Here is a 21,271-nt window from a genome sequence, read left to right on the forward strand (position 1 = left end):
CCCTGGGCTGAGCTCACTGCGCCCTCAGAAGATCCCGTCGGCCGCGTCGTAGCGGTCCAGCACCTCGTCGAAGGCCGTCCCGAGATCGATGCCCCGCGACATCGAGACGGCGAAGGCGGTGCGGGTGACGGCGAAGCCGATCTGCACAGCGAGCATCGCCCGCTCCTGGGCATCCTCTCCCTCGAGAACCTCTGCGAGCGCCTCGACCATCTCTGTCTGCACCGAGTGCAGGTTGCCGGTGGAGAGGGAATGCAGCCGCGGCTCCTTGGCCATGACCTGCTTCTTCAGCTCCCGCAGTCCGGCATCGATGGGGGCGGAGGAGATCGCCTCGCGCATCACCGTGCGCAGCGCCTGCTGCGGCCCCTGGTCCTCGGCTAGGTGGCGCAGCCGCTCCGCGATCTCGTCGTCCCCGGCGCTGAGGACCCCGATGATGGCGGATTCCTTCGTGGACCAGTGGTTGAAGAAGGTGCGGGTGGAGACCCCGGCGCGGTGGGCGATCGCTTCGACGGTCACCCCGTTGAGCCCGTGCTCGCTCACCAGCTCGAGGGCGGCGCGGTGCATGGCGATGCGGGACTGGCGCTTCTTCAGCTCCCGCAGTCCTAGGCCCTGGTCGGTATCGCTCATCTCGTTCACCAGACCATCGTAGGTCCGCCACATCACAGAATCTGCACTCAGTAAAATATTGCATCGACTGCATCCGTTGTTTAGAGTCGTCACGTCGAAGCCCGCCGCTGTGCTCCGACCCTCCGGGGCAGTTCCGCGCCCGTCCTCCACCGTCTACACCCGTTCTCTCTCCCGCAAGGAATTCAGTGAGCACAGCATCATCCACCGCGACGGAGCCCGTCGCCGCACCCGCTTTCACCGGCCTTGATCGGCAGGGCAAGCTCGTCTTCGTCGGCCTCATGCTCGGCATGTTCGTCGCCTCCCTCTCGCAGACCATCGTCGGCCCCGCGATGCCCCGCATCGTCGGCGAGCTCGGCGGCATCGAGCACTACAGCTGGATCGCCACCGCCGCGATGCTGGTCTCGGCCGTGTCCGTGCCGGTCGTCGGCAAGCTCTCCGACCTCTACGGCCGCCGCTGGTTCTACCTGGGGGGCCTGGCCGTGTTCATGCTCGGCTCGATCCTGGCCGGCATGGCGCAGGGCTTCTGGTTCCTGGTCTTCGCCCGCGCCGTGCAGGGCCTCGGCATGGGCACCCTGATGCCGCTGAGCCAGACCATTATCGGAGACATCATCCCGCCCCGTCAGCGCGGCAAGTACCAGGGCATCATGGGCGCCGTCTTCGGCGTCACCTCGATCGCCGGGCCGCTCATCGGCGGAGTCGTCACCGACCACCTGGGCTGGCGCTGGCTGTTCTACCTGACCATCCCGATCGGGATCGCCGCCTTCGTCTTCATCCTGAAGTTCCTGCACCTGGAGAAGTCCGAGCAGCACGGCAAGGTCGACTTCGCCGGCATCCTCACCCTCACCCCAGGGCTGGTCATCGCCCTGCTCACCACCACCTGGGGCGGAGGCACGTACGCCTGGACCTCTCCGATCATCCTGGGGATGTACGCCGTCGCGGCGATGTTCCTGATCGCTTTCGTGGTGATCGAGACCAAGGTCGAGGAGCCGCTGCTGCCGATGCACCTGCTGCTGCGCCCGATCGTCGCCCTGTCGGTCGCCGCCTCCTTCGCGATCGCCGTCGCGATGTTCGGCGCGATCATCTACATCCCGGTCTACGCGCAGGGCGTCATGGGCGTCTCCGCCACCCAGTCGGGCATGATCCTGGTCCCCCAGTCCGTCGCCATGATCCTCACCTCGATCATCGTGGGCCTGTTGATCTCGAAGACCGGCCGCTACCGGCCGTTCCTCATCGCCGGCGGCGTTGTCATGGTGATCGGGTACGTGCTGCTGGCCGCCCTGGAATACGGCGACACCCAGTGGCATCTCACCCTCGCCATGATCGTGATCGGCCTGGGGCTCGGCCTGTCGATGCAGGTCTACACGCTGATCGTCCAGAACGCAGTCGCCCGGCGCGAGCTCGGCACCGCCACCGCCGCGATCCAGTTCTTCCGCAACATCGGCTCCACCGTGGGCACCGCGGTGCTCGGCACCGTGATGACCGCCTCGATGGCCACCTCGATCAGCGATCAGATCGCAGCGCTGCCCGCGGAGGACCTCGCAGATCTGCAGGCCTCCGGCGGCGCCGACGTCGCCGGTCTCGAGAATGCGGCGCTGGATCCCTCCGCGCTCTCCCAGCTGCCCGACATCCTCGTGGAGCCGATCCGGATGGGCATGGGCGAGGCGATGCACATGGTGTTCCTCACCGCCGTGCCCTTCGCGGTGATCGCGCTGGTGCTCTCCCTGTTCATCAAGCATGTGCCGCTGCGCGAGACCGTCGAGTCCGCTGACGAGCTCACCGCCCGACCGGGTGCCGACGCCGCCGCGGGGCTCGGGGGCACGGGCACCGAGCCGCAGGACCTGCACCCTCGCACCGGCCCGATCCCGGTGATCGATCCGGAGCAGCTCGAGGCTGAAGATGCCATCGGAGAGCGGGAGTCGGTCACGGCCGACGAGCGCTGACCTCTGCCGGCCGACGGCCCGGTCCCGAGTCCTCAACGGCTCCGGGCCGGGCCGTTCGTCCATCGGAGACGGCGCCGCGGCACCGGACCGACTCATGAAAAGATGGACGGATGCTGCTGACCGATCACTTCCCGCCCGCGATGCCCGCAGCCCTGGAGGGTCGACTGACCACCCGGGTGCCGATCGAGGCTGACGTCCCGGCCGTCGTCGCACTGGTCACCGCGGACATCCGTCGCCACACCCCGGACGGTGCGGCCGACGAAGCCGGAATGCGCTCTCGCATGGTCGGGCTGAAGTCCTGGTCGCGCCGCGAAGTCGTGGTGGTGCCCGTCGCCGCCGACGGCTCCCCCACCCTCGATCAGGCCCCGCTCGCCTGGATCGCTCTGGAGGACCGCGCCACCGGGCGCACCAACGTCCAGTTCGTGATCGCCGAGGACGCCCCTGAGCGGGACGCCCTCGCGGCCGCCCTGCTGGACTGGGCGGTCGAGGTGGGCGGCTCCTTCGCCCGGGCCCGCGGGGTGGAGCGCACCCAGCTCGATGCCGACGCGAATGAGCTCGACACCGACCGTGGCCGGCTGCTCACCGCAGCGGGTTACACCATGGTGCGCACCTGGCTGCACATGCGCCGGTCCGTCGACCCCTCCGAGCTGGGCACGCTGCCGACGCCGCGCGAAGGCACCCGGGTGCGGCAGGTTCACCGCCACGAATCCGGCCTCCCGGTGGCGCAGGACGTGCGCACCGTGCACCGGATGCTCGAGGAGTCCTTCGCGGACCACTTCAACTCCTACCGGGAGTCCTTCGCCGAGTTCGTCCAGCGCCTCATCGAGAATCCCGAGGAGGCGGGCTGGGACCACTGGTGGATCGCCGAGATCGACCGCGACGGCATCTGGCTGCCCGCGGGCGGCCTGGTCGCCGCCGTCCTCCCGAAGACCGAGACCCTGGGCGAGGGCACCTACCTGGAGTACCTCGGCGTGCACCGCTCCGCCCGCGGCCACGGCATCGCGAAGGCCCTGCTGAACGCCTCGATCCATGACGCCATCGAGCGGGGCCGCACCCACGTGGACCTCGAGGTCGATGACGACTCCCCCACCGGCGCCGACGGGCTGTACGGCGCGATGGGCTGGGAGACCTATGAGCGCACCCAGTCCTGGCACTCCTCGGCCGCCACCCACCCCTCTCGCCTGCTCGAGCCGCCGCCGGCCTGAGCCCCGCGCCGAGGGATCAACCGCCGCGGCCGCCCCGGCGGCGAAGCCATCGCCAGATCCGCAGCGGGAACATGCCGAGCAGGGGGGCGTTCCTCCCGAGCCCGGCGTCGCCGCGCCGGTCGAAGGCCGCCGCGAACCGCTCCGCCTCCTCCGCGGTGGAGTAGGTCTTCTCGCCGCCGCCCTCGCCACAGCCGCGCTCGCACTCCCAGCGCATGGTGCGCCCCTCGGCGCGGAACGCGGGGCGGTGGCCGAAGGTCAGGCAGCCCAGCGGCATCAGGCGTGCTCCCGCGCCGGGCCCGGGCCGGAGGCCCCCTCGGATCCTCCATCGCCCTCCGTGCCAGCGCCCTCCGCACCGTCGGCCTCCTCGACGGTGAGCGGGGTGGCGAGGTCCTCGAGCTTCTGGCCCTCGGCCTTGACCCCGAAGAGCAGCTCGGCAACGCCGCCCAGTGCCATCACCACCGCGGCGATCAGGAAGCCGATCGCCACGGGCGCACGCTCCCCGGTGTCGATGAGGGTGCCGAACAGCAGCGGACCGGCGATGCCCCCGACCGCCGTGCCGACCGCGTAGAAGAAGGCGATCGCGAGCGCCCGCGTCTCCATCGGGAAGATCTCGCTCACCGTGAGATAGGCGGCGCTGGCCCCGGACGAGGCCAGGAAGAAGGTGATCACCAGCAGGATCATGAATGCGGTGAGCCCGCCGGCCTGGCTGAGGAACACCCAGGCCATCGGCAATGTCACCAGGGCGCTGCCGAGGTAGGCCAGTGTGATCATCGGCTTGCGGCCGACGGTGTCGAAGAAATGGCCCAGGATCACCGGGCCGGCGAAGTTCGACAGCGCCCAGAAGATGATGAACAGCGGGGCCAGAGCCGCGCTGACATCGTAGAAGGAGGAGAGCAGCACGCCCAGGTTGAAGGTGATGCCGTTGTAGAGGAACGCCTGCCCGACGAACAGCGCCAGGCAGAGCACCGAGCGCTTCGGGTACTTCCGGAACGCGACGGCGGCGATCTCCCGGAACGGGATGCTGGTGCGCTGACGGATGGTGAGGGAATCCTCCGCCGGGGGCAGCTCGGTACCCTTCTCCTCCTCGATCGACTCCTCGATACCGCGGACGATCCGCTCTGCCTCATCCTCCTGGCCGTGGATGAACAGCCACCGGGGACTCTCCGGCACGTGGCGCCGCACCATGAGCACGGCGATGCCGAGCACGGCGCCGAAGCCGAAGGCCAGACGCCATCCCAGGTCCATGGGGAACAGCGCGGTGCTCAGCAGCACCAGCGCCAGCGCGGAGCCCGCAGCCGAGCCCAGCCAGTAGCTGCCGTTGATGATGAGATCGACTCGCCCTCGCACCCGGGCGGGGATCAGTTCGTCGATCGCGGAGTTGATGGCCGCGTACTCGCCGCCGATGCCGGCACCGGTGAAGAAGCGGCACACGAAGAAGAACCATGGCGAGAAGGAGAACGCCGTCGCGACGGTTGCGACGAGGTAGAGCACAAGCGTCCAGAGGAAGAGCTTCTTGCGGCCCAGCCGATCGGTGAGCTGCCCGAAGAAGAGCGCGCCGAGGCAGGCGCCGACGATGTAGATGGCGCCTGCGATGCCGATCTGGCCGGCGGAGATGTCCAGCCCGCTGCCGTCCTCGGTGAGCCTGGCGGCGACGTTGCCGACCATCGTCACCTCGAGGCCGTCGAGGATCCAGACGCTGCCGAGGCCGATCACCACCCGCCAGTGGAAGCGGGACCAGGGCAGGCGGTCCAGCCGCGAGGGCACCTGCGTCGTGATGGTGCCGGTCTGGGCGTCGGACATCGGAGCCCCTCCCCACGTCGTCGTAGCGTCGCAAGCCAGCCCCGACGGCGTCCGGTGCCTCAGCGACGTGGGGGCAAAGTATCCCCGCGGGACACCGCGCGGCAAGGATGCGACGAGCCGAGCGGTCGGCCCGGCCGGTCATTGCTCTCTCCGAGCTGTACCTGACACCTGCGGTGTTCACGGGAATCGGCAGGCTCGAGTCCGTGGCGGTGCACTCGGCGCCGGCGCAGGCGCCGGCGGAAAGTAATGCGAGCTGGGGACCTATGTTCCGTGGAACATGGGTCCCCAGCTCGCACAACGTGCAGCGGCGTGTGCCGACGGCGCACGGGGCGCTGCGTCGCCTGCCGTCAGCGGGAGGTCACTCCCACTCGATGGTGCCCGGGGGCTTGGAGGTGATGTCGAGGGTGACGCGGTTGATCTCGCTGACCTCGTTGGTGATGCGGGTGGAGATGCGGCTGAGCACCTCGTAGGGCACCTTGGCCCAGTCGGCGGTCATCGCGTCGTCGCTGGTGACGGGGCGCAGCACGACAGGGTGGCCGTAGGTGCGGCCGTCGCCCTGGACGCCCACGGAACGCACATCCGCCAGCAGCACCACGGGGCACTGCCAGATGGTGCGATCCAGGCCGGCGGCGGTGAGCTCGGCGCGGGCGATGGCATCGGCCTGGCGCAGGATGTCCAGCCGTTCCTTGGTGACCTCGCCGATGATGCGGATGCCGAGGCCCGGCCCGGGGAAGGGCTGGCGCCAGACGATCGCATCGGGCAGGCCCAGCTCGGAGCCGACGGCGCGCACCTCGTCCTTGAACAGGGCGCGCAGCGGCTCGACCAGCTCGAAGGAGAGGTCCTCGGGCAGTCCGCCCACGTTGTGGTGGCTCTTGATGTTCGCCGCGCCCTCGCCGCCGCCGGACTCGACGACATCCGGGTAGAGGGTGCCCTGCACCAGGAAGGCCTTCCGTTCAGCATGTGCCTCGGCGCCCTCACCCTCGACGACACCCTGCTCGCGCAGGATGTCCGCCTGGGCCTGCTCGAAGCTGCGGATGAACTCACGGCCGATGATCTTGCGCTTGGTCTCGGGATCGGTGACCCCGGCGAGCGCCTCGAGGAACTGCTGCTCGGCGTCGACCATGACCAGCTTCGCGCCGCCGGTGGAGTCACCGAAGGCCTTCTCGATCTGCTCGGACTCGTCCTGGCGCATGAGGCCGTGGTTCACGTACACGCAGGTGAGGCGGTCACCGATGGCGCGCTGCACAAGTGCGGCGGCGACGGCGGAGTCCACTCCGCCGGAGAGGCCACAGATCGCTGTACCGTCGCCCACCTGGGCACGGATCCGCTCGAGCTGCTCCTCGATGACGTTCCCTGTGGTCCAGGCGGGCTCGATGCCGGCGCCGCGGCGCAGGAAGTTCTCGAGCACCTCCTGGCCGCGGTCGGAGTGGCCGACCTCGGGGTGCCACTGCACGCCGTAGAGCTGCTTCTCGGTGTTCTCGAAGGCGGCGACGGGGCTGCCGGAGGAGGTCGCGACGACCTGGAAGCCGGTCGGGGCCGCGGTCACGGAGTCACCGTGGCTCATCCACACGTTCTGGTCGAGGTCCTGGGTGCTGAGCAGCTGCGAGGCGCCGTCGATGCTCTCCAGGCGGGTCGCCCCGTACTCCCGCACGCCTGTCGGTGCGACGGTCCCGTCGAGCGCCGCGGCCATGGACTGGAAGCCGTAGCAGAGCCCGAGTACGGGCACGCCGGCCTCGAGCAGGGCCGGGTCCAGGCGCGGGGCGCCCTCGGCGTAGACGGAGCTGGGCCCGCCCGAGAGGATGATCGCGCGGGGCTGCTTGGCGAGGATCTGCTCGGTGGGCATCGAATGTGGGACGACCTCGGAGTAGACCCGGGCCTCGCGCACGCGGCGGGCGATGAGCTGTGCGTACTGGGCGCCGAAGTCGACGACGAGGACGGGGCGCTGGTCGGTGTCATTCACCCGGCCGAGTCTACGTGGGAGGCCCCGCGAGAGGCGCTGCGGTCCGTCTCCCGGCAGCACGATTCTCGTCACGCCCGGCGGCGGCCGGGCTCGGCGTCAGCCGCGCGCCTCGCCGCCGGCGTGGGCCTCGTCCTGCAGGGTGGGCCGACGGGCGAGATCGGACTCGACCTTCTGATGGGTCCAGCGCTCACCGAAGAAGGACAGCACCGGGATCACGCCGAAGAACATCAGCAGCAGCATCCGGGGCAGGCCCCAGCGCATCTTCATCCACAGGTCGAAGCCGAGCACCACGTAGACCATGTAGATCAGCCCGTGGATCGGGGACCACGCCTTGGAGATCTGGGTCCAGGTGTCCGAGGTCGAGGTGAACAGACCCTCGCCGCCGAACACCACGTAGCGCATGATCATGATCGCGACCAGCACCAGCAGGGCGATGCCCTCCACGATGGAGGCCACGCGGAAGCGGGCGAACGAGGTCCTGGCGGCGACTTCGTCGAGGGGGCGGGGAGCGGGCACGGGTCACACGTCCTTGTCAGGGGTCGGGGCGGTCGTCGGGCCGACGGCCGGAACGGAGGAGAGCTCGGCGCTCGAGCCGGTCTGGGCGAGGATCTGCTCCATGGCTTCCCGGCGGTCGGCGACCTCGTCAAGATGGGCCGCCCTCACCGAGCGCCACCACAGATAGAGGAAGAAGGTGCCGAACATGACCCATTGCAGCGAGTAGCCGATGTTCTGCCAGTCCAGGCCGCGGGAGAACTCGGATTCCGCGGCAGGGACAGGGCGCAGCGCTCCGGTGGGCTCGTCGAGCGAGACATAGCCGGCGAACATCGGCGAGCCCCATTCGTTGACCAGAAGCGGAGTGGCGATCTCCCCGGCCACCCCATCGACCACTCCCCCGGAGGCGGACTCGCTGGCTTCGAGCCGGCCGGAGATCTCGACCTCGCCCTGCGGGGGCGCGGGAGCGAGCGAGGGGTCGACCTGGCCATCCTCACCGGTGAGCTCCGCGGCGGGGATCCAGCCGCGCAGCACCGGGAGGCGCGCCTGGCTGCCGTCCTCGAGCTCGATGAACATCGAGGAGACCACGAGCACCGCTTCGGTACCACCGATGTTCCGGCCCGGGACGACCACCTGTTCCCCCGGCACGTAGGTGCCGGCAGCGGTCACGGTGTCCCCCACGATCGAGTTCGTGACTGCTTCGCCCACCCCGACCACGCCGCGGATGTCGCCGAGCTGCTCGGAACCGGTGGCCTTGTCGGTGATCGCCTGATGCGCGCGGTCCCACTGCCAGGTCGCCAGCAGTCCGCACACCGCGGTCGCCACCACCATCAGGGCGAGCAGGCCCAGGAAGCGGGGGCGGAGGGCGACACGGAGCATGAGGTCCATGGTACGAGCCGTCGCCCGGAAGGACCCTGTGCGGCGATGCCTCTCGCATCACGTCTCATCACGGCCCGCCACGTGTCCCACCTGCGGGCAGGCCCTCTCCCCTACCTCACGCCGCACCATCGATGAAGTACCACCGGTCCCGCCCTCTGCGCAGGTGCCGCGCCTATGCTGGGGGGCGTGTCCAAAAGTGTCTATATCGCCAGCCCGGAGGGGATGACCGGCAAGTCGATGGTGGCTTTCGGTCTTCTCGAAGCCCTCGCCTCCCGTTCCGACCGCGTCGGGGTGTTCCGCCCCGTCGTCAAGGCAGACCGCACGCGCGACTACGCCGTCGACCTCCTCACCAGCCACCCCGCCGTCGAGCAGGCCTATGAGGATGCGATCGGGGTGGATCACCAGCTGGTGATCTCCGATCCGGATCTCGCGCATGAGCGGATCCTCGCCCGCCATCGCGAGCTCGCCGAGCGCTACTCGGTGCTGGTCGTCCTCGGCTCCGACTACGACGACCTCGCCAATCCCACCGAGCTCGCCTTCAACGCCGAGGTCGCCGCCAACATGGGCGCTCCCGTGGTGGTGGTGCTGTCCGGGCTGGACCGCAGTCCCGATCAGATCGCGGCGCTGGCGGCGGTATCGGTCAGCGAGTTCGGCGGCCATCACGCACTGCCGATCGCCGTGGTCGTCAACCGTGCCGAGGTCGACTCCCTGGACGCCATCCATCAGGCGGTCTCGGCGAAGGTGCCCGACACTCTGGTCGCGGCGATCCCGGAGAACCCGGTGATCATGGCCGTCACCGTGCAGGAGCTGAAGGATGCCGTGGGCGGCACCCTCCTGCAGGGCAATCCGGAGTGGCTGGATCGCGTCGCGATCGGGACCGTGATCGCCGCGATGAGCCTGCCGAACGTGCTCTCCCGCCTCACCGAGAACTGCACCGTGATCGCCCCTGGGGACCGCTACGATCTGCTCCCGGGACTGGTGATGGCGCAGCAGTCGGGCACCTTCCCGGCCCTGTCCTCGATCGTGCTCACCGGTGGCTATGACGTCCCCGACGAGGTGGGTCGGCTGATCTCGGGCGTGCAGCAGGATCTCCCGATCATCGCCACCGACCTGTCCACCTTCGAGACCGCGGTGCGGGTGGCCAAGTCGCGGGGCAGGCTCGACGTGAACAGTCCGCAGAAGATGGATGCCGCGCGACGTGCGGTCGCCGAGCATCTGCCGATCCCCGAGCTGCTCAGCTCCCTCGAGGTGAGCCGGAGCGAGGTCGTCACGCCCATGATGTTCGAGTTCGAGCTGCTCGCCCGTGCCCGCGGGGAGAAGAAGACGATCGTGCTTCCCGAGGGTGAGGAGCCGCGGATCATCGCCGCCGCCGAGGCGCTGCTCGCCCGCGGTGTCGCCGACCTGATCCTGCTGGGCGAGGAGAACACCATCCGCGCGAAGTCCGCGCAGCTCGGCCATGACATCTCCGAGGCCCGGATCGTCTCCCCTCATGACGAGGAGCATGTCGAGAGGTATGCCGCGGAGTACGCGCGGCTGCGCGCCAAGAAGGGCGTCACCCTGGAGCAGGCCCGCGAGAAGGTCCAGGACGTCTCCTATTTCGGCACCATGATGGTGCAGATGGGTGAGGCCGACGGGATGGTCTCCGGCGCCGCGCATTCCACGGCCCACACCATCCGGCCCTCCTTCGAGATCATCAAGACCAAGCCCGGGGCGAAGATCGTCTCCTCGGTGTTCCTGATGGCACTCGAGGACCGGGTGCTGGTCTACGGCGACTGCGCCGTGAACCCCGACCCCACCGCGGAGCAGCTCGCGGACATCGCGGTGCAGTCCGCCGCGACCGCGGAGCAGTTCGGGGTGGACCCGCGGATCGCGATGCTCTCCTACTCCACCGGCACCTCCGGCTCCGGCGCCGATGTCGACAAGGTGCGCGAGGCCACCGCGCTGGTCCGGGACAGCAACCCGCAGCTCGACGTCGAGGGGCCGATCCAGTACGACGCGGCCGTCGATGCCTCGGTCGCGAAGACCAAGCTTCCGGACTCCTCGGTGGCGGGGCGGGCGACGGTGTTCGTGTTCCCCGACCTCAACACCGGCAACAACACCTACAAGGCGGTGCAGCGCTCCGCCGGGGCGATCGCGATCGGCCCGGTCCTGCAGGGACTGAACAAGCCGGTCAACGACCTCTCCCGCGGCGCGCTGGTGGACGACATCATCAACACCGTCGTCATCACCGCGATCCAGGCGCAGGCCGACTCCGCCGCCCCCGCACTCTGACCGACCACCCCTCGAGCGATCAGGAGCTCCTCCGCCATGGCAGCACCCACGGACCCGCGCGTCCTCGTCATCAATTCCGGCTCGTCCTCCCTGAAGTTCCAGCTGCTGGCGCCCGCCGACGGCACTGTCGATGCGACCGGCATCGTCGAGCGGGTCGGGCAGGAGCAGGGCAATGCCACGATCACCGCGGGCGAGCGGGAATCGAACTACGAGGGGCCGGTGCCGGACCACAAGCAGGCAATGAGAATCGTCGAGCGCCTCTTCGAGGAGGTGGGCCTGTCGCTCACCGACGACAGGATCCGCGCCGTCGGCCACCGGGTGGTCCAGGGCGGGGCCCGCTACTCGGAGCCGGTCCTCATCGATGAGCAGGTGCGCTGGGACATCCACGACCTCGGGAAGCTCGCGCCTCTGCACAACTACGCCGCGGTGGACGGGATCGACGGGGCCCAGGCCCTGCTGCCGGAGGTGCCGCATGTGGCTGTCTTCGACACCGCGTTCTTCACCGCGCTGCCCGCTGCGGCGGCGAACTACGCGCTGAACCGTGAGCTGGCCACGCAGTACCGGGTGCGGCGCTACGGCGCGCACGGCACCAGCCATCAGTACGTCGCCGACACCGTCGCCGCCGATCTCGCCGCGCAGGGCCACGACGTCTCCGAGCTGCGTCAGGTCGTGCTGCACCTGGGCAACGGCGCCTCCGCCTCCGCAGTGAAGGCTGGGGCGGCGGTGGAGACCTCGATGGGCCTCACCCCGCTCGAGGGACTGGTGATGGGGACTCGCACCGGCGACATCGACCCGTCGATCTACATCCACCTGCACCGTCAGGCCGGGCTGGGCGCGGAGGAGATCGACGACATCCTCAACAAGCGCTCCGGGATGATGGGCATGTGCGGGATGAGCGACTTCCGTGACATCACCGCAGCGGTCGACGCCGGGGATGAGGCCGCGACGCTCGCGATGGAGGTGTACGTCCATCGCCTGCGCAAGTATCTCGGCTCGTACTCCTTCGTGCTGGGCGGCCTGGACGTCATCGCCTTCACCGCCGGGATCGGCGAGAACGTGCCGATGGTCCGCGAGCGCCTGCTCACCGGGCTGGAGGGCTTCGGCATCGAGCTGGACCTTGAGGCGAACGCTGCCCGCAGCAAGGAGATGCGTGTGATCTCGACTCCGAACTCGAGGGTCACGGTGATGATAGTGCCGACCGACGAAGAGCTGTCGATCGCACGCCAGTCGGTCGAGGTGGCGCGCGCCCTGCAGGGCTGAGCGCCAGGCCCGCGCCGCGGTCAGGAGCGCTGGCCCTCGTCGGGCTCCTGCTCGTGCGCACCACCATCGTCCGAGCCCTCCCCGGGCTCCGCCTGCTTCTCACCCTCCAGGATCGAGGTCCCGCTGGTGTACGGCGAGGTCGGGGTGTAGCTGCTGCGGACCGAGGTCGGGGTGCAGACGGAGGTCGAATACGCCGGCGAGAAAGGCGCTGAAGCACGAGGCCGCCGGCATCCTGGACCGTCGTCTGCCCGGTGACCGCTGCGGTCAGCTGAACGGCTTCTCCGCCCGGTGCTGCGCCGCCTCGAGGCAGGCGATCGCCCAGCTCTGATGATCATGGATCAGCTCGTCCCGCCAGGGAATGTCGAGCGCTTCCGCCAGCTCCCAGCGGTGCTCGGCGCCCATCTGCCGGAAGCTCATGGCCGGGATGCTCAGCTGCTCCTCCTCGTCACCTCGCACATCCGCCCGTTCGACGGGCGAGGCGGCTTCCGCGGCGCCGCCTCGAGCAGGTTCGGGCCGTGGCTGCTGGGCGCTGCCGGTCAGCGATCGCAGCAGGGACGGAACCCAGAAGAGGATCAGCAGCACCAGGACCATCGAGAGGACCCCGGTGGAGGGTGAGAGCAACCAGGGCAGCAAGGACTCGAGGTGCGACCAGCGCAGGCGCCACGGCGCCATCGGCAGGTAGACCACCAGGGCGATCACGAACGCGAGCAGGAGCGTCACCAGGATGCGGCGGGGCCAGTGCAGGCGGCGGCGCGTGCTGCCCTGCTGCTGGGCCTGCTCCGGAGGGTGGCTCATCGCTGTTCCTCCTCCTCCGGGTCCCTGTCCCACGTCGACGACCTGTACAGCGTGGTGGGGGTGTAGACGGAGCCTGTGCTGAGCGGCGACTCGACGGCCGACGGTCGTTCCGCGGCGTCTGCCGCGGAAGGGACTGCTGGAGCAGGTCTGTCAGCAGGCTCAGCAGGCTCAGCAGGCTCAGCAGGCTCAGCGACAGCCTCCGGCACGAAGTCTTCGCCCCACACCTCCTCGGCGCGATGCACGCCGACCGGGCCGGTGTTCAGCGCACGCAGCACCTCGAGGAATGCGCGCGCTCCCCCGCTGGTCTCGTAGTCGCTGCGCCATGGGATCCTGGCCGCGCGAGCCATCGCGCGCAGATCCGAGACGCTGCGCCCGATCATCTCGGCACCGGGATCTTCCGGATCCTGCACGCGGCCGTCATCGGAGAAGAGGAGCGAGGAGGTGCGCTGGGTGACGCGGGCGCGGGTGGATCCAGCATCACCGCGGAGTCCTCCACCCTCGGGCCGTCCAGCGGGTGAGCCTGGAGTCCGCCCGCGGTGACGCTTCCTGGCCCCGCGCCAGGGCAGCAGCATCAGGATCACGCCGAGCACGATGGTGGCGGAGAGGAAGAACCGATTCCACAGCAGGTCGGAGAGGATGCGCGGGCCTGTGCCGTCGAGCAGGATCAGCAGCCGGTGCTGCAGCACCAGTCCCGGCGTCCCGGCGTACGGGTAGAACGGTCCGAACAGCAGAAGCAGGCAGATGCCGGTGGCGAGTGCACCGCAGACGAGGACAGCCCAGGGGGCGAGCCCCGTCGTCGCAGCGCCGCCGCGTCCGTCCGCCGGGAGCACGTTCATCGCTGCATCCTCGTCACAGCAGCTCTGCCGCGGCGGGACTCACGCGGTGGTCACGACCTCGACCCGCTGGAACTCCTTGAGATCGAGGTAACCGGTGGTCGCCATCGCATGGCGCAGGGCGCCCACGAGGTTCGTGTTCCCGTCCGCTGCGGTCGACGGACCGAAGAGGATCTGCTCGAGCGGGGCTGCGGTGCCCACCGAGACCCGGTGGCCGCGGGTGAGCGTCGGATGATGCGCCTCGCTTCCCCAGTGGTGGCCACGGCCCGGCGCCTCCTCGGCACGCGCGAGCGCGGCACCGACCATCAACCCGTCGGCGCCGCAGGCGATCGCCTTGACCAGGTCGCCCGAGCGGCCCAGGCCGCCGTCGGCGATCACATGCACGTACCGGCCACCGGACTCGTCCATGTAGTCCCGGCGCGCAGAGGCGACGTCGGCGACCGCACTGGCGAGCGGCACCGTGATCCCGAGGGTCTCCTGGGTGGTCTGGGACGCGCCGCCGCCGAAGCCGACCAGCACTCCGGCCGCGCCGGTGCGCATCAGGTGCAGGGCCGCGGTGTAGGTCGCACAGCCGCCTACGATCACCGGGACGTCGAGCTCGTAGATGAAGCGCTTGAGGTTCAGCGGCTCACGATCGGAGGAGACGTGCTCCGCCGAGACGGTGGTGCCGCGGATGAAGAAGATGTCCACACCGGCATCGACGACGGTCTTCCAATGCTCCTGGGTGCGCTGCGGCGACAGTGCACCGGCGGCGGTCACCCCCGCGTCGCGGAGCTGCTGGATACGGTCGCGGATCAGCTCGGGCTTGACGGGCTCGGAGTAGATCGAGCGCATCTCCGCGACGACGTCCTCGTCCGCGGCGGTGGCGATGCGGTCGAACTGTGCGGTCGGATCCTCGTAGCGGGTCCACAGCCCCTCGAGGTCGAGCACACCGAGGCCTCCGAAGCGACCCAGCTCGATCGCGGTCTCGGGGGACATCAGGGAGTCCATGGGTGCCGCGAAGATGGGGATGTCGAAGTGGTACGCATCCACCTGCCAGGTGGTGGAGACGTCCTCCGGGTCACGGGTTCGACGGGACGGGACCACCGCCACGTCGTCGAAGCTGTAGCTGCGGCGTCCGCGCTTGTTCCGGCCGATCTCGATCTCACTCATCACACCGGGCAGTCTACCGTCGGCCCGCGCCATCCCTGTCCGCAGGGCGCGCGGGTGGGTCGCGGGCTACCGTGGGCCGATGAGCTCCGAGCATCTCTCCGGCCTCGATCCCGAGCATGGGGACGCCGGCTCCCCGCCCTCCTTCCCGCGGCTGGATGCCGAGGGGATGCCCGCGGGGTCCGTGGGGGCCGACGACGCCGAGGATGACGCTGCGCGGCAGGATCCAGGCCCCTCCCTGCTGCTGCCCGGACTGGTCACCGTGCTCGGTCTGGTGCTCCTGACCCAGCAGCTGGTGGAGCTGATCCGGATGGTGCCCGCGCCGGGACAGCCACGGCCGATGAACGGCCCGGTGCTCGCCGCCGCCCTGGCCCTGGGTGGCTTCTCCCTGACCCGCCTGCTGCAGCTGCTCGGCTTCGTCACCGGGAGGCGGCGGCGCGAGGCGGCAGGTGAGACGCTGCGCGAGGTGCCCTGGCAGCTGGAGGACGCGCATTCGCTGCACGCGGTGTGGGTGATCGCGGTGGGCGCGTCGATCGCGTTGATGGGTCTGCTGGGCCTGTGGTCCCTGCTGGACGGGCAGCCCTCGGGTCTCGAACCAGGGTGGCCGCTGCTGCTCGCCGGCGGCGCCGTGGCGCTCGTCGGCCGCCTGGCCTGGCAGCGCACCACCGCCGGCTGGACGGATCACGGCGAAGGGCGGTGACCTCGGGCTCCGGCCCCGCTCCAGCCAGGCCGCACCTGATCCTCAGAGCGGCCAGACGGTGTTGACGTCCGGGGTCTTGCCCTTTTTGGTCAGCCACTCGTTCATGCCCTCTGCCCAGCGACGGTGCCAGCCCATCTGTTCACGGTGCAGGTCCTCGAGCGAAGAGGTGCCGAGCGTGGGGAACTTGGCGGTGAGCGCTCGCAGCACGTCCAGGGTCGCGGAGACGTCCACATCGGCCGTGTGGAGGCGGCCGTCCTGCTCGAGGCCGTAGTGCGCGAGCACATCGGTCAGGGTGCGCTTGCCCTTGCGGTAACGGTCCACACCGCGATCCAGGACGAGTCCATCGAGCACCGGGGCGATGTCGTGCCCGAGCCTCTGGGTGAGCGTGGGCAGGCCCAGCCGGGTCAGCTCGTTCTCGAGGATGGCGAGGTCGAAGCTGATGTTGAAGGCGACCAGCGGGATGTCCTGGCGCAGCGCGTCGGCGATCATCTCGGCGACCTCGTCGAGCGCCTCCGCCGCCTTCATGCCATGGGCGCGAGCGTGCTCGGTGCTGATCCCGTGCACGCGCTGCGCGGGCTCTGGGATGTCCATCTCCGGATCGATCAGCCAGGTCGCGACGGTCTCATTCTCCCGGCCGGGGCCCACGGAGTGCACCAGGGCGACGGTGACGATCCTGTCGGCCGCCACATTCGTGCCGGTGGTCTCGGTGTCGAAGCCCAGCAGGGGTCGGTCCGTCCAGAGGGTGGTGCTCGCGCTCATGTACACAGCCTAGGCATCGGCTCGGACATCCGCTGACCACGGCTGTGGATGACAGCTCCCTGGGGAGGAACGGCGGGGACCGCACGGCGGTGGACCGGGGCGCGCCATGGCGCTTACCCTCGTCCCCACAGCGATCCCGGGCCCGATCCGGTCGCGTGAGCGAGGGGACCCTCATGCCTGCACCGGCTCTGTACCTCCACCTGCCCGGCACCGCGCAGGAGGCGCTGGACTTCTACCACGGGGTCTTCGGCGGCGAGACCGAGGTGCACACCTTCTCGCAGTTCGAGCGCACCGACGGTCCGGCTGCGGCGATCGCCCACGGGGTCCTGCGCGGTCCGGTGGACCTGTACGTCTCCGATGCCGGAGAGCAGGACCGGCCCTTCCACGCCGAAGGTCTGATGGTGGCGCTGCTGGGCCATGCCGAGCCCACCACCCTGCGCACCTGGTTCGCCGCCCTCGCCGAGGGCGGGGAGGTCATCGACCCGCTTCAGCGCCGCCCCTGGGGCGCCTCCGACGGGCAGGTCCGGGACCGTTTCGGGGTGTTGTGGCTGGTCGGCTACCAGCACGGGAGCGACCCGTCTGCACAGGCGGCGACCGCTCAGGACTGAGTCGGAGCCGGTCCCCGGCGCAGGGAAGCGCGACGGCTCAGAGCAGCGCGATCCCCGTTCCCATGGCCGCCAGCAGAACGACGAGGGTGAGGACCGGTGCGAGGAGTGCGAGGACGATCGCACAGATCGCCCGGGCCTGCCCGAGCCCGGCGCGGAGGCCGAGCACGGCCAGCGCGATCCCTGCGAGTCCCGCGACGGTCCAGATCAGCAGAGAACCGAACCCTGCAAGGACCGCGACCTGATACCAGAGGGGCGTGTCGGAGAAGTAGTAGCCGGACGCCGCTTCCATCGGTGCCACCGAGACGCCGATCGCCACCATCGCGACGATGCTCCCGATCAGGGCGAGGAGCGAGAGCCCTAGCGCCCAGGACGACGCCCGGGCCGACTTCTCGGGAGCGCCGGACTGCGACGCAGCGGAGAACGCGGGGATGTTGTAGGAGGTCATACCCACAATCCTACGAACCATCCCCTGCACTCTTCCACGGTGACCTCCTCCGGCCATGCAGGGGGATATCCCCCGCGCCGGCTCAGTGCGAGCTGTAGTTCGGGGCCTCGATGATCGCGGCCATGTCGTGCGGGTGGGATTCCTTGAGCCCGGCAGCGGTGATGCGCACGAACTGGCCGCGCTCCTTGAGCTCGGGCACGGTGTTCGCGCCGACGTAGAACATCGACTGGTGCAGGCCGCCGGTCAGCTGATGCACGACGGAGCCGAGCTGGCCCTTGTAGGACACTCGTCCCTCGATGCCCTCGGGGACGATCTTGTCGTCGCTGGGGACGTCCGCCTGGAAGTAGCGGTCCTTGGAGAAGGACTTCTTGCCGCGCGAGGACATCGCACCCAGCGATCCCATGCCGCGGTAGGCCTTGTACTGCTTGCCGCCCACCAGCACCACCTCGCCCGGGGACTCCTCGGTGCCGGCCAGCAGCGAGCCGACCATCACTGTGTCCGCGCCGGCGACCAGCGCCTTGGCGATGTCCCCGGAGTACTGCAGGCCGCCGTCGCCGATCAGCGGGACGCCAGCGGGGCCGCAGGCCTTGGAGGCCTCATGGATCGCGGTGACCTGCGGGACGCCGACGCCGGCGACGACGCGGGTGGTGCAGATGGAGCCGGGGCCCACGCCGACCTTGACCGCGTCGGCCCCGGCGTCGACCAGAGCCTGCGCCCCGGCGCGGGTGGCGACGTTCCCGCCGATCACCTGGACGTCGGCGAAATACGAATCGTTCTTGATGGTGCGGATCATCTCCAGCGCCAGGCGGGCGTGCCCGTTCGCGGTGTCGACCACCAGCACGTCGACCCCGGCATCGCGCAGCGCCCCGGCGCGCTCGAGGGAGTCACCGAAGAAGCCCACGCCCGCGCCGACCAGGAGACGGCCCTGGCCATCCTTGGAGGCGTCGGGGAACTGCTCGGACTTCACGAAGTCCTTCACGGTGATCAGGCCCGTGAGGCGACCGTCGGCATCGACCAGCGGCAGCCGCTCGCGCTTGTTCTTGCGCAGCATGGCGGTGGCCTGCTCCGGGGTGACGTCCTCGGGCGCGGTGAAGAGCTCGGTGGTCATGACGTCGCCGACCTTGGTCGCGGCCCAGTCGGCGACGGGGATGAAGCGCAGGTCGCGGTTGGTGCAGATGCCCAGCAGGCGCAGGTCCGCATCGACCACGGGCAGGCCGGAGACCCGGAACTGCCCGCACACCCCATCGAAGTCCTCGAGGGTGGCGTCGGGGCCGATGGTGACCGGGTTGGTGATGCGGCCGGTCTGGGTGCGCTTGACCAGGTCGACCTGATGGGCCTGGTCCTCGATGGAGAGGTTGCGGTGGAGGATGCCGATGCCGCCGTGGCGGGCCATCGCGATCGCCATCCGGGACTCGGTGACGGTGTCCATCGCCGCGCTGGCCAGAGGGATCTTCAGGGAGATCTCCCGGGTGAGGCGACTGGAGGTGTCCGCCTCGGAGGGGATCACATCCGTCTCTCCCGGCAGCAGGAGGACATCGTCGTAGGTGAGTCCGATGAAACCGAAGGGATCCGCGCTCGTCATGCACCGATGGTAGCGGCGCGAGCCCCGGTCGTGCTGTCTCGCCCACCACAGGCAGGTCCCACGTCTCCCTCCTTGACCTGCACCGATGCCTGGGGTGGGAGGTATCACGCGGGCAGAGCCCCGTCGACGGATCGCTCATCGCCCCAGATCACGCCGCTGCGATCGCCCGCAATCCGATCCTCTGAAGTTCTTCGGATGTTCACTCGGAAGCTCTTGACGGCCTACAGTGGCGGCGGCCCTGTCGGGGAGTCCGAGCGCCAGCACGTGCACGTCCCCTCCCCCTCCTCCTCACCCCCCGGGAACTCGACGATGCCTGGCACGCCCGCCCAGAAGACCCCTGATGCCCCCGTCTCCGCGGGCTTCCTCGGCCCCGACCGCAACTGGCACCTCGGTGCCGGTTTGATGACCGCGGCGACCGCTGTCGCCTTCACGATCTGGGCGTTCGCCCGCACCGGCACCGATGTGAACGCGTTCCTGCTGATCCTGGCGATCGCCTTCGGACTGTTCATGGCGTTCAACATCGGCGGCAACGATGTCGCCAACTCCTTCGGCACCAGCGTCGGCGCAGGGACGCTGACCATGAAGCAGGCGCTGGTGGTCGCCGCCGTCTTCGAGGTCTCCGGTGCGGTCCTCGCCGGCGGCTCGGTCACCGAGACCGTGCGCAGCGACATCGTGGACATCGGAGCCATGGACATGGACCCGCTCTCCTTCGCGTTCATCATGATGGCCGCACTGCTGGGCGCGGCCGTGTGGCTGCTGCTCGCCACCAGGATGGGGTGGCCGGTCTCGACCACCCACGCAATCATCGGCGGCATCGTCGGTGCCGCGGTCACCACCGGCATCGTCACCGGGACCGGTGGCTTCGAGATGGTCCAGTGGGGCGAGATCGGGCAGATCGCCATCTCCTGGGTGCTCTCGCCGCTGCTCGGCGGTATCTCCGCCTATCTGCTGTTCGGCGCGATCAAGCGGCACATCCTGGCGCCCGCCGCGCGCGCGATCGCGCTGGGATCCCGCGGATTCGACGACTCCGAGGATGACGACGAGGACGATGACGACGCGGAGGACACGGAGGACGGCTCCCACCGCCACGTGTCCGGCTTCGAGCGCGTCTCCGAACTCCAGCAGAGCGCCTTCGCCGAGTCCGCGGCGCTGGACCTCACCCCCGGTGGACCGGGCGCGGAGCTGGCTGAGCACGCCTCGCACCTGTCCAAGAAGGAGCGCAAGACGGCCCGAAAGGTCGAGCGCCGTGCGGCATATCATGCGCTCGAGAAGCGGGTCCCCCCGCTCGCGGCGGGCGCCGCCGTGCTGATCGCGGCGATGCTCGTGTTCAAGGGTCTGAAGAACGTGGGCCTGGACATCTCGCTCGGCAGCGGAGTGCTGCTGCTGGTGATGCTCGCGCTGTCCGTGTGGATGGCCACGACCGTGTTCGCCCGCGCTCTGAAGAAGCAGTCGATCTCGCGGGCGACCTTCATCATGTTCAGCTGGCTGCAGGTCTTCACCGCCTGCGCCTTCGCCTTCAGCCACGGCGCCAACGACATCGCCAATGCCATCGGACCCTTCGTGGCCGTCCTGGACGTGCTGCGCACCGGGACGATCGCGCAGGAGGCCGCCGTCCCCACGGCGGCACTGGTCGCCTTCGGCGTCGCTCTGATCTCCGGACTCTGGTTCGTGGGCCGCAAGGTGATCCACACCGTGGGCACCGGGCTCACCTCGATGCATCCCTCCTCGGGCTTCGCGGCCGAGCTGGCAGCCGCCACCGTGGTGCTGCTGGCCTCGGTGCTCGGCCTGCCCGTCTCCTCCACGCACATCCTGATCGGCGCGGTCCTCGGCGTCGGGATGGTGAACCGTGCGGCCAACTGGAAGCTGATGCGGCCGATCTTCCTGGCCTGGCTCATCACCCTGCCGGCCGCCGCCGGCATCGGCGCCGTGGTGGTGCTGATCCTGCGCGCCGTCTTCTGAGCGAGGCTCA

Annotated in this window: 19 protein-coding genes; 7 read left to right on the forward strand and 12 right to left on the reverse strand. The window is 69.6% G+C overall.

The window, feature by feature from the left end; translation table 11 throughout:
* Positions 1-24 precede the first annotated feature (24 nt).
* Positions 25-624, reverse strand: coding sequence for a TetR/AcrR family transcriptional regulator (locus Q0937_RS04540; RefSeq protein WP_299300954.1), 600 nt, complete (start codon positions 622-624; stop codon positions 25-27).
* A gap of 185 nt (positions 625-809) precedes the next feature.
* On the opposite strand from Q0937_RS04540, the gene Q0937_RS04545 reads away from it, so the two are divergent.
* Together Q0937_RS04545 and Q0937_RS04550 are read left to right on the forward strand one after the other, a co-directional pair.
* A complete protein-coding gene (locus Q0937_RS04545; RefSeq protein ID WP_299300181.1) occupies positions 810-2,564 on the forward strand; it encodes an MDR family MFS transporter in 1,755 nt (584 codons plus the stop codon).
* A 110-nt stretch (positions 2,565-2,674) separates the two neighbouring features.
* The gene (locus tag Q0937_RS04550) at positions 2,675-3,769 is read left to right on the forward strand and encodes a GNAT family N-acetyltransferase (protein WP_299300183.1); all 1,095 of its coding nucleotides are present in this window, start codon (positions 2,675-2,677) and stop codon (positions 3,767-3,769) included.
* 16 nt (positions 3,770-3,785) lie between these two features.
* Here the strand turns inward: Q0937_RS04550 and Q0937_RS04555 are convergent, their stop codons facing one another.
* The 5 genes from Q0937_RS04555 to Q0937_RS04575 all read right to left on the reverse strand — a co-directional run bounded on the left by Q0937_RS04555 (position 3,786) and on the right by Q0937_RS04575 (position 8,900).
* The gene (locus tag Q0937_RS04555; protein ID WP_299300185.1) at positions 3,786-4,043 is read right to left on the reverse strand and encodes a hypothetical protein; all 258 of its coding nucleotides are present in this window, start codon (positions 4,041-4,043) and stop codon (positions 3,786-3,788) included.
* Positions 4,043-5,569 (reverse strand): MFS transporter, encoded by a 1,527-nt coding sequence (locus Q0937_RS04560; protein WP_299300187.1) that lies wholly within the window; start codon positions 5,567-5,569, stop codon positions 4,043-4,045. The genes Q0937_RS04555 and Q0937_RS04560 overlap by 1 nt, the downstream gene beginning before the upstream one ends.
* 358 nt (positions 5,570-5,927) lie before the next feature.
* Positions 5,928-7,529 carry a glutamine-hydrolyzing GMP synthase gene (gene guaA / locus Q0937_RS04565; protein WP_299300189.1) on the reverse strand — a complete coding sequence of 534 codons (1,602 nt, stop codon included), beginning with the start codon at positions 7,527-7,529 and terminating at the stop codon, positions 5,928-5,930.
* A gap of 96 nt (positions 7,530-7,625) precedes the next feature.
* On the reverse strand, positions 7,626-8,045 hold the full coding sequence (locus tag Q0937_RS04570; RefSeq protein ID WP_299300191.1) for a DUF3817 domain-containing protein: 420 nt from the start codon (positions 8,043-8,045) through the stop codon (positions 7,626-7,628).
* A gap of 3 nt (positions 8,046-8,048) precedes the next feature.
* The gene (locus Q0937_RS04575; protein ID WP_299300193.1) at positions 8,049-8,900 is read right to left on the reverse strand and encodes an SURF1 family protein; all 852 of its coding nucleotides are present in this window, start codon (positions 8,898-8,900) and stop codon (positions 8,049-8,051) included.
* Positions 8,901-9,074: 174 nt separating this feature from the next.
* On the opposite strand from Q0937_RS04575, the gene pta reads away from it, so the two are divergent.
* Together pta and Q0937_RS04585 are read left to right on the forward strand one after the other, a co-directional pair.
* A complete protein-coding gene (gene pta / locus Q0937_RS04580; protein ID WP_299300195.1) occupies positions 9,075-11,171 on the forward strand; it encodes a phosphate acetyltransferase in 2,097 nt (698 codons plus the stop codon).
* Between the two features lie 36 nt (positions 11,172-11,207).
* Positions 11,208-12,431, forward strand: coding sequence for an acetate/propionate family kinase (locus Q0937_RS04585; RefSeq protein ID WP_299300197.1), 1,224 nt, complete (start codon positions 11,208-11,210; stop codon positions 12,429-12,431).
* 264 nt (positions 12,432-12,695) lie between these two features.
* On the opposite strand, the gene Q0937_RS04590 is transcribed toward Q0937_RS04585, so the two are convergent.
* From Q0937_RS04590 to Q0937_RS04600, 3 genes are read right to left on the reverse strand one after another with little or no spacing between them, the layout of a single operon-like run.
* Positions 12,696-13,226 carry a hypothetical protein gene (locus Q0937_RS04590; protein ID WP_299300199.1) on the reverse strand — a complete coding sequence of 177 codons (531 nt, stop codon included), beginning with the start codon at positions 13,224-13,226 and terminating at the stop codon, positions 12,696-12,698.
* On the reverse strand, positions 13,223-14,062 hold the full coding sequence (locus Q0937_RS04595) for a hypothetical protein (protein ID WP_299300201.1): 840 nt from the start codon (positions 14,060-14,062) through the stop codon (positions 13,223-13,225). The genes Q0937_RS04590 and Q0937_RS04595 overlap by 4 nt, the downstream gene beginning before the upstream one ends.
* A 39-nt stretch (positions 14,063-14,101) precedes the next feature.
* The gene (locus tag Q0937_RS04600) at positions 14,102-15,211 is read right to left on the reverse strand and encodes a GuaB3 family IMP dehydrogenase-related protein (RefSeq protein WP_299300202.1); all 1,110 of its coding nucleotides are present in this window, start codon (positions 15,209-15,211) and stop codon (positions 14,102-14,104) included.
* 79 nt (positions 15,212-15,290) lie between these two features.
* On the opposite strand from Q0937_RS04600, the gene Q0937_RS04605 reads away from it, so the two are divergent.
* The gene (locus tag Q0937_RS04605) at positions 15,291-15,908 is read left to right on the forward strand and encodes a hypothetical protein (RefSeq protein WP_299300204.1); all 618 of its coding nucleotides are present in this window, start codon (positions 15,291-15,293) and stop codon (positions 15,906-15,908) included.
* 42 nt (positions 15,909-15,950) lie between these two features.
* Here the strand turns inward: Q0937_RS04605 and Q0937_RS04610 are convergent, their stop codons facing one another.
* Positions 15,951-16,667 (reverse strand): exonuclease domain-containing protein, encoded by a 717-nt coding sequence (locus Q0937_RS04610; RefSeq protein ID WP_299300206.1) that lies wholly within the window; start codon positions 16,665-16,667, stop codon positions 15,951-15,953.
* 173 nt (positions 16,668-16,840) lie between these two features.
* On the opposite strand from Q0937_RS04610, the gene Q0937_RS04615 reads away from it, so the two are divergent.
* On the forward strand, positions 16,841-17,275 hold the full coding sequence (locus tag Q0937_RS04615) for a VOC family protein (RefSeq protein WP_299300209.1): 435 nt from the start codon (positions 16,841-16,843) through the stop codon (positions 17,273-17,275).
* Between the two features lie 37 nt (positions 17,276-17,312).
* Here the strand turns inward: Q0937_RS04615 and Q0937_RS04620 are convergent, their stop codons facing one another.
* Both Q0937_RS04620 and guaB read right to left on the reverse strand, forming a co-directional pair.
* Positions 17,313-17,720, reverse strand: coding sequence for a hypothetical protein (locus tag Q0937_RS04620; RefSeq protein ID WP_299300211.1), 408 nt, complete (start codon positions 17,718-17,720; stop codon positions 17,313-17,315).
* Positions 17,721-17,802: 82 nt separating this feature from the next.
* On the reverse strand, positions 17,803-19,302 hold the full coding sequence (guaB, locus tag Q0937_RS04625; RefSeq protein ID WP_299300213.1) for an IMP dehydrogenase: 1,500 nt from the start codon (positions 19,300-19,302) through the stop codon (positions 17,803-17,805).
* A 309-nt stretch (positions 19,303-19,611) separates the two neighbouring features.
* Here guaB and Q0937_RS04630 point away from each other — a divergent pair, with 309 nt between their 5' ends.
* Complete coding sequence (locus Q0937_RS04630) at positions 19,612-21,261, forward strand: inorganic phosphate transporter (RefSeq protein ID WP_299300215.1); 1,650 nt, start codon at positions 19,612-19,614, stop codon at positions 21,259-21,261.
* The last annotated feature ends 10 nt before the right edge of the window (positions 21,262-21,271 follow it).

This window comes from uncultured Brachybacterium sp. (assembly GCF_947500705.1).
In the GTDB taxonomy this organism is placed as follows: Bacteria; Actinomycetota; Actinomycetes; order Actinomycetales; family Dermabacteraceae; genus Brachybacterium.